Raw genomic sequence first — 17,884 nt, 5'->3', positions numbered from 1 at the left:
GGCCTTAATTATTTTGTTAAATCTGAATAGTTTACAGTTTTAAATACAATGCCCTCATACGGCTTTGCATATCCTGCTTCGAAAAAGCAGCCGATTATTTGTTTGTCTATTACTGCAATATCTGAGTAGGCTGATGGACCAGGATGTAAAACCATCTTATATTTCCATGTTTTACCGTCGTTTTCGCTTAAACGTAAAGTTAAATTTGCCCGTAATTTTGTATTTGCCGGATTGCTGAAAAGCAGTGTTGGTTTATTTTTGCGATAAAAATGACTCAGCAAACTTCCCTGGCAGATAGGCTCTATTAAAGTTGTATCTACCTGAACATTAGCCCAGTTTTGACCGCCATCTTCGCTTACAGCAGTATGCCTTGTTTTAATTGTCCGGTCACTGTTCCGCATGTTCAACATCAATCGGCCTTTCGAAATTTCGGCCAATGTAGTTTCGTTCATTTTATCCTGAGGGGTATTATTGCCTAAACTCCAGCTCTTGCCATGATCATCTGAATAAATGGTGTGTGCAAAATTCTGATTAGTACCCGTTTCTACATGGTTTATCGGTACGACCAATCGGCCGGCATATTTTCCTTTAAGTACCTGTAAGCCATGGCATGGCCCGGTTGCGTACCAGGTCCAACCTGTTTTTTTCACTTGAGCAGTAATCTCTGTTGCGGCCGACCAGGTTTTTCCATCATCACCAGAGGATAACATATATACATGCCTTCCATCTTTCGATGAGCCATCCATAATCTGTTTTTCATGGTCGGTACCCAAATTCCATGTAGAAATTAAAATGATATTGCCAGTAGCTTGATCCTGGATGGGAACAGGGTTACCACAGGTATTGGTCGAATCGCTCCACACCAATTGTAAGCCGGTCCAGGTTTTACCCTTGTCCAATGAACGTTTAACCACCAGGTCGATATCTCCAGAATCACCGCAATTGTTTTTTCGTGCTTCGGCAAAAGCAAGCAAGCTCCCGTTTTGAGTATTGATTAGGGCCGGAATCCGAAAACAGGCATAACCGTTTTCGCCAGCTTTAAAAATGAAATTCAGACTGTCTACCTTATTCGCTGTAATATTGACTGCCGCATAAGTGGTATTTATACAGTACAAAATCAGTGCAGAAAAGCAGCATAACCCGCCAATCCTTTTCAGATTTTTGATGGTGTAAAACATAACTTAAAAAAATTAATTTGGTTAGCGCACGCCTAATCAGACTTGCATAAAACAAATGTAATTAATAAAATTATATGTAGTACATAAAAACTTAATTTATTTTCCTTAGTGCCTCCAGTCGATCAAAATGAGGCTTTAGATGTTCGTACATTCCATTTCTGAAATCATTTTTATTTCCAGATTTAAGAATTTCTACCAGATCCTGATGGCTAACACTGCCAGAAAGAAACTCATTTTCTACCTGAAGTACAAAACCAAAAACCGGCAAAAGCATATGCTGAAAACGTTTTAAGGTATCGTTACCGGCCATTTCGTATAATTTACCGTGAAAGGCAATTTCGTTGGCAATGCGGAATGCTTCTTTGTTCTTTTTCTTTTCGCTATTGGCAATTATTTCAAGTTCACGGATACTTTTATCATTTAAATTCAAAAAAAGCACATCCGCGAGGCCCATTTCCAAAATTAACCTCAGTTCAAAAAGATCCTGTAGTGCATCCGGACTGATTATCAGCGGATCGAGTACACGCTGAAAACCGCCCAATACATCAGGGCTTGATAAAATCATACCCCTCTTTTTCTTAGTCTCAATCATGCCAAGCATCCTCAAGCGACTTAAAGCTTCCCTTAAAACGTTTCGGCTCACCCCCAGCGCTTCAGCCAGTTCCTGTTCTTTCGGTAATGCATCGCCAGGTTTAAATGATTTCTTTTTGAAATAATCTCTTAACCTCATTTCAACCACATCAGCCATTGTATCAGATGAGATTTTATCGATATCCAAACTTAAATCACTTTTTAATGCCATAGAAATACATATTTAGAAGCTTCAAATATACTCGTTTTTATGTAGTACAAAAACATTTGAAAAATAGTTCGCGCTTTTAGATTCAAAAACAAATGTTCACAAAATATGTAGTACATGTTTACAAAATAATTTTATAATTTTGTTTAAACCAAGTATATGAAAAAAATAATTTTAGCATTTACATTAATGCTTAACATGAACCAGGCAGGATTATTTGCACAAAATATTGTACCGCTTTACAAAAATGTACCGAACGCCATTAAGGCCGATTTAACAGAAAAAACAGATACTGCCAAAAATGGCAGAATATTAACCAGATACGTTACAGAGCCAACATTAACCGTTTTTCTCCCCGAAAAAAACGATGATAAGCGTGCTGCAGTAATTATATGTCCTGGTGGGGGTTATTCTTATCTGGTGATGAATAACGAGGGCACCGAGGTTGCAAAAGCGTTAAATAAACAAGGTATAGCGGCCTTTGTGTTAAAATACAGATTACCCAACGATCTGATTATGGAAAATCGTTCAATCGGGCCATTACAGGATGCTGAACAAGCCATAAAAACAGTGCGCGAGCGGGCTAAAGAATGGAACATTGATACGGCAAAAGTTGGGATAATGGGTTTTTCAGCGGGAGGTCATGTTGCCTCCACTGTATCTACTCATTATAAAAACGTAGTGATACCAAATCAGGAGAAAACAAATCTTCGGCCAGATTTTTCAATACTTATTTACCCTGTCATTACCTTTCAGGATAGCATTCTGCACAAAGGATCTAAAAAAGCTTTAATCGGAGAAAATGCATCGGCCGAAAAAACAGCTGAATATTCGAATGAGCTACAGGTAAATAAAGATACTCCTCCTGCTTTTTTGATTCATTGCAGTGATGATAAAGTAGTACCTGTTGCTAATACTATAAACTATTATCAGTCACTAAAAAACAGCGGGGTAAAGGCCGAAATGCATATTTACGCTACAGGCGGACATGGTTTTGGTTTAAAAAACGCCACGAGAACCGATAAATGGCTTGAACAATGTATGGCATGGATGACTGAAATGAAAATCAAAACACCATAAGGTCCCTTCCGCTGTGCAGGGTTAATTTTAAAACGGGGATCGATAGGCTTTTTAAGCCACAGATAAGGTAAGTATCTCTATGCCAATCGTATTATTTTATATAAAAAAATCATTTTTTCTCGTCCAAATGCTTTTCATTATATTCAAGACTCAAAAAAACACCATAATTAATTGACTACAAATAAGTTGTTTATTAAACAAACTCAAATAGCCAGAAAGAAAATAATCGATTTTTAATCAAAGACGTATCAGTAGAAATACAGCTGATTTAATTTATGCAAAAAACGCCTTTAAATAGCTTTAGAGTGCATTAAAAATTAATATTAGGGGCATTTTTTAGTGCATTTTTTTAATTACTTTCGACCAAAAGAACCAAACAAACTGACACATTCGAGCTACATAATAGATCAAACCTAATCTAGATAGGTAAGTGATTTGTTATGCTAAAATTTATTAAAAAGTCCTCAGCTTTTAATGAATTATTAGATCCATGTTAGGCTACATACGGGTTCCAACAAGTTATTTATGATTAAGGCTTTTCTGCTGTTTTTATTTAACGGGTTACTGGGATTAATATTGCTCTGCTCAGCAAATATTGCATTTGCACGCCATGAATTTAAAACCGTAATAAACGCGGGCTTTAACAATTTACCAATCCCTTTTCCTTTAAAAGCCAGTGCAAGAACCACAAAAAGCTTACCTGCAACCAGCTATTCTAAACATTATATTGCGCCGGCCCCATGGCAATACTGGAGTAAAGCCAACGAAATTGTTATTACATCAGATATTGGAACTGTTACCGGAACAATATATAAAAGCGATGGTACTGTTGTTACAACTTTTAGTTGCGTTCAAGGAACGCCTTTTGTTTATCGCTTTACCGGACTACCCAAAGATGCACCTGAGCATGAATTAAATAAGGTACTGAGCGGGGCCGGATTAATCGTAGAGGCTACTGGATCTATTTCAGTGAATTTAAGAAATGTAGCTTCAGATAATTTAGGAACTGATGGTACGGATACAGATATTAAGGGTAATGCCTCTCTTTTTAGCTTTGGTGATGCGGCAATTGGAACGTCTTTTCGTGTAGGTTATTATCGGGACGGTGATCTTGCAAGTAATGCTCATCCACCGATCTATAGCATTATGGCCATCGAAAATAATACGATTGTTAAAATAGCTGGTGTGGCAAAGGCCACATTAAATGCCGGGCAAAGTTATTTATTCAATGCTCCAATGGGAACCTTGGTAGAATCGTCAGGATCGGCGGTAATGAATACCGCGGCAGATCTGGATGCCCCCGGAGGCTGTGGAGACGGTGCTTATAATCCAATTCCGCCTATTGCCTCCTTAGGTAAAGAATATGTGGTGGTTAGAGGTGAGGGTAATACGACTGCAGAGCAAACTACCGTAATTGCAACTGAGGCAAACACCAGCTTTACAGTGATACATTTTGATCAAAATGGTGTTCAAAAAGGCACCACAACCTACAATTTGGCACAAGCGGGAGATAAGCAAACCTTTAATCATGGCTATCTGAGTGGCGCATATGACCCCGTAAGTAATACAGGAAGATATTCCTCGACCTGGATTTCAGCAACAAAAAATATTGAAGTTTTTTCAGGCACAGCAGGCGCTTCCGGCGGTGCAGGTTGTGAAGTAGATGTGGCTACCTTAGTCCCAATATCCAGTTGCTCGGGATCAAAGCGAGTTGAAACCTCAAAGTTTACTGCTTACCTTCAAAGTACCAACCTCGATTACTTTGGCTATATCATTACCAGTAGTGCAGATAGAATTTATCTTAATGCAAATGGCACTCCGCTTTACAACAATACGGATATAGAAACTATAGCAGGTATAGGTACCCGTAAATCCCTAGGTAGTACGGGCTTATCTCTAGTGAGTTTTACACGTGCTGATATTGGATCGCCAAGTACAATTATAATAACAAGTTCCAGCAGGCTTACTGTTTCTATGGTACAGCAAAGTAGTGCTTTTTCGATGTCTAATTTCATTTCACGTTTTCCCGAAAAGGGCGCTCAGCCAGTGGTATCACAAACAAACTGTGCATCAGCAACACTTACAGCAACTCCAAATGCATCCAATTATCAATGGTATCTTAACGAAGTTCCGATAAGTGGTGCAAATACAAATACTTATGTGGCCAGTACATCTGGCAATTATGCCGTGAGTTATAGTTTAGATTGCGGGCTGAGTGCACCTTCTCTCCCAATAAAGGTTTCACTTTGTAATATCGACCGCGCCATTACCAAAACAGTTGATATCGCTTATCCGGAGTTAAATAGCAATGTGGTATTTACCCTTAAGGCCGAAAATTTAGGCGATGGCAATGCAGTTGGGGTATCGGTTACAGATCTGCTTCCCAATGGTTTTACTTATGTATCGAGCATAGTGCCATCGGGCACGAGTTACGATCCTATTTCGGGTATATGGACCATTGGCGATTTGGCCAGTAACGCCAGTATCTCCTTAAGCATCACAGCAAAAGTTATAACAACAGGAACTAATATTAACACCGCAACGATTACTGGCTCGCAGCCTGATCAGGTAACCACTAACGATCAGAGCTCGGTTAGCACCATAACTGGCTCTAAAGATAGAGAAGTATGTGTGGGTACAGCCATGAACGATATTATTATCAGTATCCCATCAGGTTCAAATGGTATTCAAGTTACAGGTCTACCAGCTGGGATAACTTATACCAATAGTTCATCTCCTAAAAAAGTCACCATTTCGGGTACGCCAACTACAGCAGGCCTACCAAAAACTTATACCGTTTCTAATAGTACAGGAACGCCATTCACTACAACAGGTTCAATAACGGTAAATGGAAATGTAAGTACTCCGGTTTTTAATACCGGATTAACCGATAAACGCTGTACTGGTACCGGAACCGATACTTATGTTGCAACGGCAACAAATGCTACAAGTATAGTCTACTCCATTTTACCACTATCGGCAGGTATTATAGATGCAAACAGCGGTAAAGTAACCTGGGATAATAGATTTGCAGGAACAGCCACCATAACAGCCACAGCAAAGGGCTGCGCGGAGAAAACAACCGATTTTATTGTAATTGTAAACGGGCTTCCAAATTTAACATTGGGTACCGAACCTGAAATCTGTCAGGGTTTTACCTCTTCATCTCTCCCTTATACCAACGCTTTAAACAGTCCGACAACATATAGTATTACCTGGAATACACTAGATTTTGATCCAGTTAGCAATCAGCCTTTGCCTGCAGGAAATATCCCGCTTAACATTCCGGTCAACGCTGCTTTAGGTCTTCATTCCGGTGTTTTGACCATTAAAAATGCAGCGGGTTGCAGTACTCAAATTAATTTCAACATTAAAATAAACCCAAAACCATCAGCACCACATGTGTTGGTGCAAACTAATTCACAATATTAATCAAACAAACAAAAAATCGTCCCCATGAACAATTCAATTACAAAAGCATTTTTAGCAATTACATTCTTGTTAATCTGCACATTTTCAACAGTATCGGCTCAGGTATTACCAACCACAAGCGGAGTTAGTCTTTTTTGCAAAGGCTCAGACCTTACTTTGCCCGCTGCACCAGCTGGAGAAGACTGGATTGTTAAATACAGTGCAACGCAAACTACTACGCCAAGTACAGGTGTTACTTTAGTTTCGGGAAATAAAATCGCAGCTGCCGATTTAAACACAGGCTATTATTATTTAAGCTCTAAATCAACCACACCAGGCTCCTGCGAATCTGAATTACAGGAAATTCCGGTATATGTGCTTCAACCTTTGACTGTTAATTTTACGCCTGCTGATTTCTGTCTCGAAAGTCCTTTGGCGCAAGTTGGCGCTGTTACCAATCCTGATGCCACCAACATTCCAACTTTGGCCTATCAGTGGTATACAGTAACCGGAGGAGTAGAAACGGCTATATCTGGTGCTACAGCAAAAGATTATACGCCATCGGCTCCAGCAACTGTTGGAACAAAAACACATAGGTTAAAAGTAGGTTATGTAATTAATGGCAATAAATATTGTCCGCAATGGGCAGATCATGATGTTACGGTAACCGCTAAACCTGTAAAACCAACCATTACTCCAGGAACCATTACCGGCACGGCAACAGCAGTTACTTTCTAGGCTGATTTTCGTTTTTCTGATGATTATTGTATAAATGAAGCTAAGGATATACTCCTTTCTTGCTTTGGCTATATTGTTGTTTTTTATTCAAACAGCAAAAGGCCAAAATGCTCCCGAAGGGCGGCAAACCATTACGATCAGACAAGGGTCGTCGGTGGTTTTGCGTGCAAATTCGGCTGGGGCGACCTCATTTATATGGTATAAGGATAATGTGTTGGTGCAAGGACAAACTAATCCCACGCTGATTACGGCTACTGCTGGTATTTATAAAGTAGTTAGTTCAAATAAATTGGGCTGTACATCCGAGATCTCGGATGAAATAGTGGTTATGGTAATCCCAGAACCTAGTGCAGATGTTGCCATCACAAAGCGATCAGAATCAAAAATTGTAGTGGGCAATCAGGTTTTCGAATATTACCTGAATGTTAGAAATAATGGTAAAGATGATGCCACCCAACTGGTAATAAAGGATGCACTTCCGGATAACCTGTCTTTAGAAAGTCTGGCTCAACCAACAGATGGACTGGCCACCTACGATCAGCTAAGCCGAACCATTAACTGGAACATTCCTTTACTGGCCAATGGCAAGTTCGCCGAACTGGTAATTAAAGTAAAATCTAAACAGCCAGGAATGGTCAGCAATACCGCAACCGTAGCAGCAGCAGAATTCGACCCACAACTGGCCAATAATACATCAACCGATAAAAAAGAAATTTCAGGTTTAAGAATACCTAATGTCTTCACGCCCAATGGGGACGGCAAGAACGACACTTTTTATATTGAACACCTGGAATCTTTTGAATCGAACGAGGTAACAATTATTAACCGTTGGGGAAGTACGGTTTATCAATCCAATCACTATCAGAATGATTGGACGGCACCGGGGCTGGCCGATGGAACTTACTTCTATGTGGTTAAAGTTAGAAATGGAACAGCAACCTGGCAAGATTACAAAGGTTATGTAACGGTAATCAGGTAAATAAAACAAAATACAGACATGAACATTTTGAAAAGGATATTTCTTATTTTGACCATTACGATATTATCTGTTAAGGTTTTTGCGCAACAAGATGCCCAGTTTGGGCAATATGTTTTTAATAACATGTACATCAATCCTGCATATGCTGGTTATAAGGAAGAGCTTTACCTACAGGCTTTCGCCAGAGCACAATGGACTGGTGTTCGGGGCGCACCACAAACCCTTTCTATATCTGCAGATGAGGCTATAAATGACGAAAGTATTGGCCTGGGGATGATTGTAACCAAGGATAAAATAGGTGCACAAAACACTTTAAATGCATCGGCAAATTTCGCTTACAGGATAAAACTCGATCGTACTGAAACCAATATCCTTGCATTCGGTTTAGGTGTAGGTGTAATACAGACTTCCTTAAACGGCAATTTGTTAGATCCTATCGAAATGGGCGATAACCGTATCCCGACAGGATCAATTAGTCAAACCATGCCCGATATACGCGCCGGCATTCATTATTCAAATGAGCAATTTTTTATCGGTTTTTCGGCAAACAACCTCTTGTCAAAAACCTTATCGGTATTTGACGATTACAATTCGCTAAACGTTAAAATTCAGCCTCATTTTTACTTGAGTGCAGGGGTAGCATTACCTGTTAATGACGATTTTGTTTTTAAACCAACCTTTTTAATTAAAGACGATTTACATGGACCAACCTCATTAGATTTAAATGCCTTTTTACTGGTAAAAGAGCGTTTCTGGCTTGGTGCAGTTTATCGCACTTCTGTGAAAATTTACCCTAAAGATAACCTGCAGCGTGGATTAACCAGTAGAGCGGCAGTTGGTTTCATCAGCGAATTGTTTATAAGATCTAACCTGCGTATTGGTTATGGTTACGATTACAGCCTCAATAAACTGAGCAATTATGATTATGGCTCGCACGAAATCTCAGTTGGCTATTATATCGAAACCAAAAAGAGCCGAAGGCCAAAGTGTTATTTTTAGGCGCTAATCAAAAAATGCAGTGCAGGCCATTTATCAAGCCAATGTATTACCATGCAATACCATAATCTTCGCCATGGTTACTCGAGCCACCCTGCAAACTATTGTGCTTCCAATCAAAATAAATGGCATTGATTGGCCCACTGGTCCGTTCTGAAAAACTGAGTGTATAACCCATTTTTTTCAGTTCATTACGCACCTCCTCTTTCGTATTGGTATTTAACAAGATCTGACCAGATTTTGGTGCCCTGTCGCTTGTTTTAGAACCACCCAGCGAAAGCCAAAGCTGATTCGTGTTAAAGTTAGCCGCTTCGGTTGCCTTTTGCACATTCATACCAAACTCAGCCATGTTTAAAAAGAACTGCAGCAAATTCTGATCCTGGGTATCTCCGCCCTGAACTGCAGCCGATACAAACGGTTTACCATCTTTGATAAACAATGAAGGCGACAGGGTTACCCTTGGCCTTTTGCCCGGTGCAACAACATTGAAGGGATTTAAGGTAGAATCGAGCACAAAACTTTGCATCCTTTGACTCATCCCAATGCCTGTATTACCAGCAATACAGGCCGGAAGCCAGCCACCACTTGGGGTAACAGATACCACCCAACCGGCCTTGTCTGCAGCCTCTATCGATGTTGTTCCCCTCCACAAACGGTCTTCATAAATTTCTTTTGGTGTATTGTTCCCAAGGTCGTGCTTTGGCGCAAAGTTACGTTTGGTTGTATCGGGATTAAAGCCTCTGCTTTTTAACAGATTTAGATATGGGTTTTTCTTGCCTTCATATGGGTACGGATCGCCGGGACCGGTGTTTGCATCATTTTTATCAAGCTGAATAAGCGAGGCCCTTTGTTTTGCATAATCTTTACTTAACAGACCTTTCATCGGTTCAGCCGGACTTTGATTAGGATCGCCATAATAAAAATCGCGGTCGGCAAAAGAAAGGTTCATTGCCTGATAAACAGTATGGATATATTTTGAGCTATTGTAGCCCATTGCTTTTAGGTCGAAATTCTCTAATATATTCAAAGCTTGCAGTAAAACAGGGCCTTGTGTCCACTGTTGTAGTTTGTATACTTTAATGCCTTTATAATCAGTACTTAATGCTTCTTCTTCAACTGGTTTCCATTTAGCAAGATCATCCATGGTAATCAGACCTCCTTGTTCCTTACTCCCACGCACGAATTCCTTGGCGATGTCTCCTTTATAGAAACGATCGTAAGCGGCCATTAATGCCTCTTGTCGAGAGCTACCTTTCTTCAACGCAGCTTGCTCTGCTTCAACCATTTTGGTTAGGGTGGCCAATAGATCTTTTTGAATAAAAACCTCACCTGCTTCTGGCGCCTCACGCTTTTCGCCCAAATGTGGCAATAGTACTTTTTTGCTATAAGGCCAGGATTTAATCAATTCTTTATCGCGCTCCATACTGTTTGCTGCCTGTGCTTCTATGGCATAACCCGCGGCCATGTGCATGGCAGGTGCCAGAACCTGCCCCAGGCTCATGCTACCATATTTACTCAGCATATAAATCAGTCCGCCGGGTGTACCTGGCGTGGTTGCGGCCAAGGGGCCGTATTCTGGTGGAAAACTATAACCTTTAGCTTTAAAAAAGGCTACGGTTGCTCCAGTTGGGGCGACACCCATTGCATTAATCGCGATCACCTTTTTTGTATTCGGATTGTAAATTAGTGCCTGTGTTTCTCCTCCCCAGCTTAAAGTATCCCACATGGTGCAGGTAGCAGCCAACATGGCGCATGCTGCATCAACTGCATTTCCACCTTGCTGAAAGATCATCGACCCTGCCGTTGCTGCCATCGGCTTTCCGGTGATGGCCATCCAGCTGTTGCCATAAAGCATGGGCTTTTGCGTTTGCTGTGCAAATAAAGGGCGAAGAGAGAGTGACAATAACAGAAACAGGGCTAATTTTTTCATAGTTCCAATATAGCTAAAATATATACCACAGCAGCGCTTCACCTGCACAGCGCCCTTAATTCTGGGTAATAAAACAAGCTTGTTACAAATTTAAGCACCACCAGAACAGCTAACCGTAGCGCACATTTTAGCTTTTGGTAAACTATCGACTCAGCAGAATGTAAGGTACTGTTCTCATTTCTTTTTCTTGGGTTTGGGTTCAGGCAGTTCTGCTACAGTGATGCTAACCAGTTTTTTTAGCCAATCGCGATCTTCCAATTGCGCTTCTATTAGAAACTGATTTTTTGTACCCGGGTAAGGAGGTGCCTCCACAACATCTTTTATATACGCCCTTCCAGATAAGGTTGGCTTAACAAACAGCTTGTTATCGCACACCAGTGCAAACAACTTATCATCAAAATACAAGCCGTATTCGCCAAACATTTTTTTATACGTAACATGTCCGGAATAATCCATTTGATCTATTATAAAGTCTACGAATTTCTGTTCTGACGCCATTGTAAATTGATCTAATTTGAAAGGTGTATTATGAGTAAAGCTAAACGAATAATTAAAGAGAAAATCTTTAACTGTTTTCACTATTAAATTCTACTGCTTCAAGCACTAAGGTAGGAACAATCGCCGATTATATTAAGTACACCCATTCACTAATCATTGGCTTATTGTTTTTCTTTTGATTCTGGTTTGCAATAATGGGCTTAATCGCTAAATTTGTCGCCCAAATGAACAATTGACACAAAATATATGATTGTTCTAAACGGTAAAAAAGAATAAAATGGAAAAAAATGATTTTGTTTCAATCTGGCTGGAAGAAACCGGAAATCCTGCAATTGAGAAGCTAGGGCAGCTAAATCTCGAAGTTGCCAATAAAACCACAAAAGTACTTGCAGAAAAGGGTGTAACAGAAAACAATCTTGCTTCCATACTGGATATTAATCCTGATGAAATTAAAAGGTGGTTAACCGGCAGACATGTCTTCAGCATTAAAACCATTAACGAAATTGTTATTGCAATGGCCGAAATTACTCAAAAAGAACAACAGCCTGAATTCCAATAAATATGCTATTATACGTTGAAGCACTTAATTATCGGGCGCAATCCTTAATTATTTATCTACTGTAGTTTCGTTAAAGTTCACGGTTTTGAGCTTACTTACATTCTTTTGTTCAATGGCTTTACCGGCATAACCAGGTTTATTTACACCCCATACCACATTGCTGTTAAGTACACTGATGTAGCCCGTATTTTCAAAATAAAACCCTGCAATTGCACTTTTAACAAGTCCTTCAACATTGCTCGGCCTACGGTCGTATACACCCCCTTCTTCCTTTGTGGTTTTATCAAGATAAACACTAACCTGATCAAAGTAGATCTCTGAAATTTTATCGGGGCTTTCGCCACTGATGTACACACCACTTTCTCCCGTACAGCGGATATTGCTGAAATAAATATTCTTAACCGCTCCTACCTTTCCCTTGGTTTGTCCTTTTGGCAAACGCCAACCAGCATCTTTATTGTTGCTGGTTGCTCTTGGGTAAGCAGTAATATAAATCGGCTCTGCCTTGCCCCACCATACATCCGAAAAAAGTTTGGATTCGATAAACAGGTTGGAGAAAATTACGTTGTTTACCGTCCCTTCATCACGGTTTTGAATACCAATACCGCGGTTGCTTTTCCTGATATTACAGTTATTGACGAGCACATTACTGATCCGGTCCATATTTTCAGAACCTATTTTAATGGCGCATGAACTAGAGGTCATGGTGCAGTTACTAATCACAATATTTTCGCAGGCGCCATACTCTGCAAATTCACGCCTGTTTTTTAAGCAAATACAATCATCGCCTGATTCGATAAAACAATTGGTAATCCTCACATTTTTACTATGATCAAGATCAATACCATCGCTGTTACGGATTTTAATACTGTTCAACAGCGTAATATTTGATATCGATACGTCATTACAACCTACTAAATGAACCGTCCAGTAGGCTGAATTCTGAAAAGTTACCCCATCTATGTTCAGTTTATTACAACCGATCAAAGTAAGCAAATGCGGCCTGGGGTCTACAACATTAAAGGGTTTTAATACATACGAGTCGCTAAGCTCCTCCCCCATAAACGAAATCCCATTTCCATCAATTACCCCTGTTCCACTGATGCTTACCTGTTCGAGTTTTTCCCCGCCTATCCAAATGGTTCCCTCGCCCTTGTTTTCACGAAAGGCACTTTGGGTATATAATTTTTCATCTGGACTAGCCAAGAGCTTAGCACCGCCTTCCACTCTTAAATCGATGAACGATTTTAAGTTAAAAGGACCAGTTAAAAACACATAACCAGCTGGTACAATTACCTGTCCGCCGCCTGCTGCTGCACAGGCATCGATGGTTTTCTGAATAGCAACTGCATCATTGGTTTTGCCATCGCCAACTGCGCCGTAGTTTTTAATATTGTATAATTTATTTTGGGCCAGCGTACCGATAGAAATCAGCATTGCAAAAAAGAGTAATATTTTGATCTTCATTTTCAATTCATTAGGAATAGATAGATAAGGCTATTTTAGACAAAGGCCCGTTTACCAAAAAACGGTATAAAGCGCTGCAAGAATACCACATATTATAACCGAGGCAATGGTAAATGCCGGAGTAACCTTAAACATGCTGCGGTCTATTTCAAGCCCCTGTGGATTATCTTTACTTTTCGGATCGGTTAGCGTAACCAAAACCATCAAAACGATGATGATCACAAATACCCATGACATCCTGTTTAAGAAAGGGATTGGCTCAATGGCTCCGTCGGTTAATGTGGGTAAAAATTTAAACAAGATAGATAGTGGTATGGTTAATAATGCAGCAGTGAGGGCTGCACGTGAAGTGGTTTTTTTCCAGAAAAAGCCAAGTAAAAAGATGGCAAAAACACCCGGCGAAATAAAACCGACATATTCTTGAATAAACTGATAAACCTGATCAAAACTGCGCAATGCAGGCGCAATAACGATAGCAATTAGAGATGCAATAACCACAGACCATCGCCCAACTGAAACCAAACGTGTTTCTGAAGCTTCAGGTTTGATAAATTTCTTGTAAATATCAAGCGTAAAAATGGTGGCGATACTGTTGCATTTCCCTGCTAAAGAGGCCACAATGGCAGCAGTGAGCGCGGCGAAAGCCAAACCTTTAATTCCTGCAGGCAATAAATTCATGAGCACCGGATAAGCATGATCGGGTTTAACCGTTCCGGCGGCATCTAGCATTTCGGAATGAAAATAACCACGTTGATAAAGCACATAGGCAGCAATACCAGGAATAACAACAATTACCGGAATGAGTAATTTTAAAAATGCGGCAAATATTAGTCCGCTGCGCCCGGTTTTTAAGTCGGCTCCCAATGCCCTTTGAACGATATACTGGTTACAGCCCCAGTAATTTAAATTATTGATCCACAAACCACCTACCAATACCGCAATACCCGGCAGTTCGTTGTAAAATTTATCCCCTTTCGAAAATATCATATGAAAATGATCAGACGCTTCACTGCGTAATAATGGAAGCGAGGCTAAAACATTTGGTGCATCTAATTTTTCGGCTACGAGTTTAAGTGCCATATAACAGGTAATCAATCCGCCTGCAACCAAAACAAAAACCTGTATTACATCGGTATAACCAATTACCTTCATCCCCCCTAGTGTAATAATAGCAGAAAAAATGGCCAGAAAAATGATGCATATATTAAAAGGAACGCCTGTAATGGTTTCAATAGCAATGGCCCCAAGAAAGAAAATAGACGTTAAGTTTACAAACACATAAACGAGTAACCAAAAAACAGCCATCAGTGTACTCACCGTATTATTATAGCGGTTAGAAAGGAACTGTGGCATCGTATAAATTTTGTTCTTGATATAAATAGGTAGAAAGAATATGGCTACAATAATTAGCGTGGCAGCTGCCATCCATTCATAACTTGCAATGGCAAGCCCCATAGCAAAACCCGAACCCGACATGCCAATAAAATGCTCGGCAGAAATATTAGAAGCAATGATAGATGCGCCAATTGCCCACCAGGTAAGTGAACCTTCTGCCAGAAAATAATCTTTGGTATCGGTACGTTTTTTTTTCTTGCTCCGATAAACCCAATAGCCATATGCCGAAACAATAATAAAATACATCAAAAAAACAGCATAATCAAATGCAGACAAGTGGTTCATATGGATTTTTTATATTTGGTTTTTTTTTAAAAATCAGAAAAAATCCCAATGTTGGGGGCTAAATTCGATTATTTAATTACGTAAACGTTTTCGCCTAGCCTATAGCAATAACACAGACTTAGCTTTGTTAGCAGCCTGTCGATTCGCGCTTGATCAACATCGATTTCAATATTATATTCTGCTCATCATCCAGTTGTTTATTATTGAGAATTTTGAACAGGCATTTTGCTGCTTCACGCCCGATTTCGAAAGCTGGCTGTGTAATTGTAGTAAGTGAAGGATTCAAAAGCTTTGCTGTACTGAGGTTCGAAAAGCTCAGTATTTTCACATCATCCGGAATCTTTAGGCCCATTTCTCTGCAGGCGCAGTAAGCAGGAATAATAAATTCTTCAATGGAAGAAAAAAGTGCGTCGGGCTTATACTCCCTGAGCAGCTCGTTTATATGTTGCAGATTAAGTTCTTCGTCATCCTGATATTTAACAACGGGCTGCTCATCAGCAGCTATTCCATGCGTTTTCAGTGCATCAAGATAACCCGCAAACCTGGCTTTACCAGCAGGAAGATTTTCCAATCCATATAAATACGCAATTTTGGTACAACCGCATTCAATTAAATGCTCAGTCGCCTGAAAAGCAATTTCGTAATCATCGGTGGTTACTTTAACAGCATCCAGGTTTTCATAAACGCGGTCAAAAAACACCAATGGAATTTTCTTAACCAGGTTGGTATAATATTCACTGTTATACTCACTGCTAGACACAGATGTAAGAATACCATCTACCCGGCCATTTAATAAACTATTGGTGAAGGCAACTTCTGCCTCTATATTCTCGTGGGTTTGGTAAATAAGTACATGGTAACCGTATTGCCTTGCAATCTCCTCAATTCCTTTGATGGATAATGAGAAAAAGTTATTGGCTACACAGGGAATGATCACCGCTACCGTTTTAGTTTTATGGCTCCTTAGATTACTGGCGGCTGGATTGGGTGTATAATTTAACTCTTTGGCTAAGGTCCACACCCTGTTTTTGGTTTTTAAACTGATCTCGTAACTGTCATTGAGGGCCTTAGAAACGGTTGCGATGGAAATATTTAATTCCTGAGCCAACCGCTTAATGTTCACTGCTTCCGCCATGTCTTAAAAATTTGTTTAGTTAGTTTTTTCAGAGGAAAATGCCCCATATAACACTTTAGTTAGCGATATAATAGGTCAAAAGCTTCTTTTTCACCAGCATCTTCATCAAAAACAATCCAGCTTGCCTCAATTTTCAGAGCAGGTTTGCCGAATTTATGTTCATAACATTTGTTGGTTACAGCAATAAGATACTTCTTTTGACTAAGAAAAAGTATCTGCTACAAACGAAAATATGAAATAATCGTAATAACAACGTTTATTTCTTTTCTTTTATACATTTCACTAATGGGCATTCAGGCAGAAAAGGACAACCATTAGTGCAACTCAAAATGTAACCTATTAAATATAAACAAATTAAAGTTGATTACATAGTGTAGAATTTAATTTTACTTAATCGTTTACGTAAATAAAATTGGCAAAATATAAAAGTTTAAGCTTCTAAAAACTCAACTTTAACTTATAAAACCAAAGAAAATCTTTAACCAATCCATTTCTAGCCTTATGAGAAACCAAAGCGAAGCTTCAAAGGATAATCAAAATCCATTGCAAAATCTTGATCAATGGGAAGAGGATATATTAATCCGCTACCCTGATCCAAAAAACATCAACGCTGAAAAAAAAGAAGAGCAGTTCAGAAATTATGATGAAACGGAAAAAGACAGCGTAAAAGAATTTTACAGGCTTAATCATACTTATCAAACCTATGATTTCGTAAAACAGAAAAAAGCAGATTATTTAAAGTTCGACAAACAGGAGATGCCGATCTGGAGTGCGTTTGATTTTTTAAACAAACTGGTAGATGATTCTGATCCTGATACCGATCTGGACCAGATGCAGCACCTTTTACAAACATCAGAAGCCATTAGAAACGACGGCCACCCCGATTGGATGGTATTGGTTGGTTTAATACACGATATGGGCAAAGTACTGTGTCTGTTCGGAGAACCACAATGGGCCGTAGTGGGCGATACTTTTCCGGTAGGTTGCGCCTATTCAGATAAAATTGTTTATCCAGAATTTTTCAGTCAGAATCCCGATTTTAAAAACGAAACCTACCAGACCAAATTGGGTGTTTATACTCAAAACTGCGGTCTAGACAATGTAGACATGTCATGGGGCCACGATGAATATGTATACCACATGATGAAGCCCTACATTCCGGAGCCGGGATTATACATGCTCCGTTACCATTCCTTTTACTCGCAGCACAGGGAAAATGCATACGATCACCTGATGAATGAAAAAGATCATGAAATGTTTAAATGGGTTAATCTGTTTAATCCTTACGATTTATACTCTAAAAACCCCAATCAGAAAAGCTGGGCAGAACTAGAGCCCTATTACAAAGCGCTTGTAGCTAAGTATTTACCAGCTACCATTAAATTTTAACATTCTATCTCAAAAACAGTATAACCAAATAAAACAAACCAATTT

14 protein-coding genes are annotated in these 17,884 nt (G+C 39.6%); 7 read left to right on the top strand and 7 right to left on the bottom strand.

What is annotated here, in order from left to right:
* Window positions 1-8 precede the first annotated feature (8 nt).
* Window positions 9-1,178, bottom strand: a complete 1,170-nt coding sequence (locus LQ201_RS06320; protein WP_230140229.1) for an exo-alpha-sialidase — start codon at window positions 1,176-1,178, stop codon at window positions 9-11.
* A gap of 91 nt (window positions 1,179-1,269) precedes the next feature.
* Window positions 1,270-1,980 carry a FadR/GntR family transcriptional regulator gene (locus tag LQ201_RS06315; protein WP_230140227.1) on the bottom strand — a complete coding sequence of 237 codons (711 nt, stop codon included), beginning with the start codon at window positions 1,978-1,980 and terminating at the stop codon, window positions 1,270-1,272.
* Window positions 1,981-2,136: 156 nt separating this feature from the next.
* Between LQ201_RS06315 and LQ201_RS06310 the strand changes: the two genes are divergently transcribed.
* The 5 genes from LQ201_RS06310 to LQ201_RS06290 all read left to right on the top strand — a co-directional run bounded on the left by LQ201_RS06310 (window position 2,137) and on the right by LQ201_RS06290 (window position 9,184).
* On the top strand, window positions 2,137-3,057 hold the full coding sequence (locus LQ201_RS06310) for an alpha/beta hydrolase (RefSeq protein ID WP_230140225.1): 921 nt from the start codon (window positions 2,137-2,139) through the stop codon (window positions 3,055-3,057).
* Between the two features lie 525 nt (window positions 3,058-3,582).
* Window positions 3,583-6,489 carry a DUF11 domain-containing protein gene (locus LQ201_RS06305; protein WP_230140223.1) on the top strand — a complete coding sequence of 969 codons (2,907 nt, stop codon included), beginning with the start codon at window positions 3,583-3,585 and terminating at the stop codon, window positions 6,487-6,489.
* 24 nt (window positions 6,490-6,513) lie between these two features.
* Window positions 6,514-7,206: a hypothetical protein gene (locus LQ201_RS06300; protein WP_230140221.1), complete on the top strand. Its 693-nt coding sequence runs from the start codon at window positions 6,514-6,516 to the stop codon at window positions 7,204-7,206.
* Window positions 7,207-7,240: 34 nt separating this feature from the next.
* Complete coding sequence (locus LQ201_RS06295) at window positions 7,241-8,185, top strand: gliding motility-associated C-terminal domain-containing protein (RefSeq protein WP_230140219.1); 945 nt, start codon at window positions 7,241-7,243, stop codon at window positions 8,183-8,185.
* An 18-nt stretch (window positions 8,186-8,203) separates the two neighbouring features.
* Complete coding sequence (locus LQ201_RS06290) at window positions 8,204-9,184, top strand: type IX secretion system membrane protein PorP/SprF (RefSeq protein ID WP_230140218.1); 981 nt, start codon at window positions 8,204-8,206, stop codon at window positions 9,182-9,184.
* Between the two features lie 46 nt (window positions 9,185-9,230).
* Here the strand turns inward: LQ201_RS06290 and LQ201_RS06285 are convergent, their stop codons facing one another.
* Entirely contained in the window at window positions 9,231-11,111 is a 1,881-nt protein-coding gene (locus LQ201_RS06285) for a gamma-glutamyltransferase family protein (RefSeq protein WP_230140216.1), read from the bottom strand.
* Between the two features lie 174 nt (window positions 11,112-11,285).
* On the bottom strand, window positions 11,286-11,690 hold the full coding sequence (locus LQ201_RS06280; protein ID WP_230140214.1) for a TfoX/Sxy family protein: 405 nt from the start codon (window positions 11,688-11,690) through the stop codon (window positions 11,286-11,288).
* Between the two features lie 196 nt (window positions 11,691-11,886).
* Here LQ201_RS06280 and LQ201_RS06275 point away from each other — a divergent pair, with 196 nt between their 5' ends.
* Window positions 11,887-12,168: a hypothetical protein gene (locus tag LQ201_RS06275; protein WP_230140212.1), complete on the top strand. Its 282-nt coding sequence runs from the start codon at window positions 11,887-11,889 to the stop codon at window positions 12,166-12,168.
* 48 nt (window positions 12,169-12,216) lie between these two features.
* On the opposite strand, the gene LQ201_RS06270 is transcribed toward LQ201_RS06275, so the two are convergent.
* From LQ201_RS06270 to LQ201_RS06260, 3 genes are all read right to left on the bottom strand, one after another.
* Window positions 12,217-13,635, bottom strand: a complete 1,419-nt coding sequence (locus LQ201_RS06270; protein ID WP_230140210.1) for a glycoside hydrolase family 28 protein — start codon at window positions 13,633-13,635, stop codon at window positions 12,217-12,219.
* A gap of 51 nt (window positions 13,636-13,686) precedes the next feature.
* A complete protein-coding gene (locus tag LQ201_RS06265) occupies window positions 13,687-15,315 on the bottom strand; it encodes a sodium/sugar symporter (protein ID WP_230140208.1) in 1,629 nt (542 codons plus the stop codon).
* Between the two features lie 127 nt (window positions 15,316-15,442).
* Window positions 15,443-16,450, bottom strand: a complete 1,008-nt coding sequence (locus tag LQ201_RS06260; protein WP_230140206.1) for a LacI family DNA-binding transcriptional regulator — start codon at window positions 16,448-16,450, stop codon at window positions 15,443-15,445.
* A gap of 501 nt (window positions 16,451-16,951) precedes the next feature.
* Here LQ201_RS06260 and LQ201_RS06255 point away from each other — a divergent pair.
* Complete coding sequence (locus LQ201_RS06255; protein WP_057934786.1) at window positions 16,952-17,839, top strand: inositol oxygenase family protein; 888 nt, start codon at window positions 16,952-16,954, stop codon at window positions 17,837-17,839.
* Window positions 17,840-17,884 lie beyond the last annotated feature (45 nt).

Source organism: Pedobacter sp. Bi126 (genome assembly GCF_918698245.1).
Classification (GTDB): Bacteria; Bacteroidota; Bacteroidia; order Sphingobacteriales; family Sphingobacteriaceae; genus Pedobacter.
Note: the sequence above shows the minus strand (reverse complement) of the source record. Positions and strands in the feature narration are given on the sequence as shown.

What these genes read in the sequence shown, in the direction of transcription:
- LQ201_RS06320 (WP_230140229.1), bottom strand. Translation starts at nt 1,178, where the DNA reads ATGTTTTACACCATCAAAAATCTGAAAAGGATTGGCGGGTTATGCTGC.
- LQ201_RS06315 (WP_230140227.1), bottom strand. Translation starts at nt 1,980, where the DNA reads ATGGCATTAAAAAGTGATTTAAGTTTGGATATCGATAAAATCTCATCT.
- LQ201_RS06310 (WP_230140225.1), top strand. Translation starts at nt 2,137, where the DNA reads ATGAAAAAAATAATTTTAGCATTTACATTAATGCTTAACATGAACCAG.
- LQ201_RS06305 (WP_230140223.1), top strand. Translation starts at nt 3,583, where the DNA reads ATGATTAAGGCTTTTCTGCTGTTTTTATTTAACGGGTTACTGGGATTA.
- LQ201_RS06300 (WP_230140221.1), top strand. Translation starts at nt 6,514, where the DNA reads ATGAACAATTCAATTACAAAAGCATTTTTAGCAATTACATTCTTGTTA.
- LQ201_RS06295 (WP_230140219.1), top strand. Translation starts at nt 7,241, where the DNA reads ATGAAGCTAAGGATATACTCCTTTCTTGCTTTGGCTATATTGTTGTTT.
- LQ201_RS06290 (WP_230140218.1), top strand. Translation starts at nt 8,204, where the DNA reads ATGAACATTTTGAAAAGGATATTTCTTATTTTGACCATTACGATATTA.
- LQ201_RS06285 (WP_230140216.1), bottom strand. Translation starts at nt 11,111, where the DNA reads ATGAAAAAATTAGCCCTGTTTCTGTTATTGTCACTCTCTCTTCGCCCT.
- LQ201_RS06275 (WP_230140212.1), top strand. Translation starts at nt 11,887, where the DNA reads ATGGAAAAAAATGATTTTGTTTCAATCTGGCTGGAAGAAACCGGAAAT.
- LQ201_RS06270 (WP_230140210.1), bottom strand. Translation starts at nt 13,635, where the DNA reads ATGAAGATCAAAATATTACTCTTTTTTGCAATGCTGATTTCTATCGGT.
- LQ201_RS06265 (WP_230140208.1), bottom strand. Translation starts at nt 15,315, where the DNA reads ATGAACCACTTGTCTGCATTTGATTATGCTGTTTTTTTGATGTATTTT.
- LQ201_RS06260 (WP_230140206.1), bottom strand. Translation starts at nt 16,450, where the DNA reads ATGGCGGAAGCAGTGAACATTAAGCGGTTGGCTCAGGAATTAAATATT.
- LQ201_RS06255 (WP_057934786.1), top strand. Translation starts at nt 16,952, where the DNA reads ATGAGAAACCAAAGCGAAGCTTCAAAGGATAATCAAAATCCATTGCAA.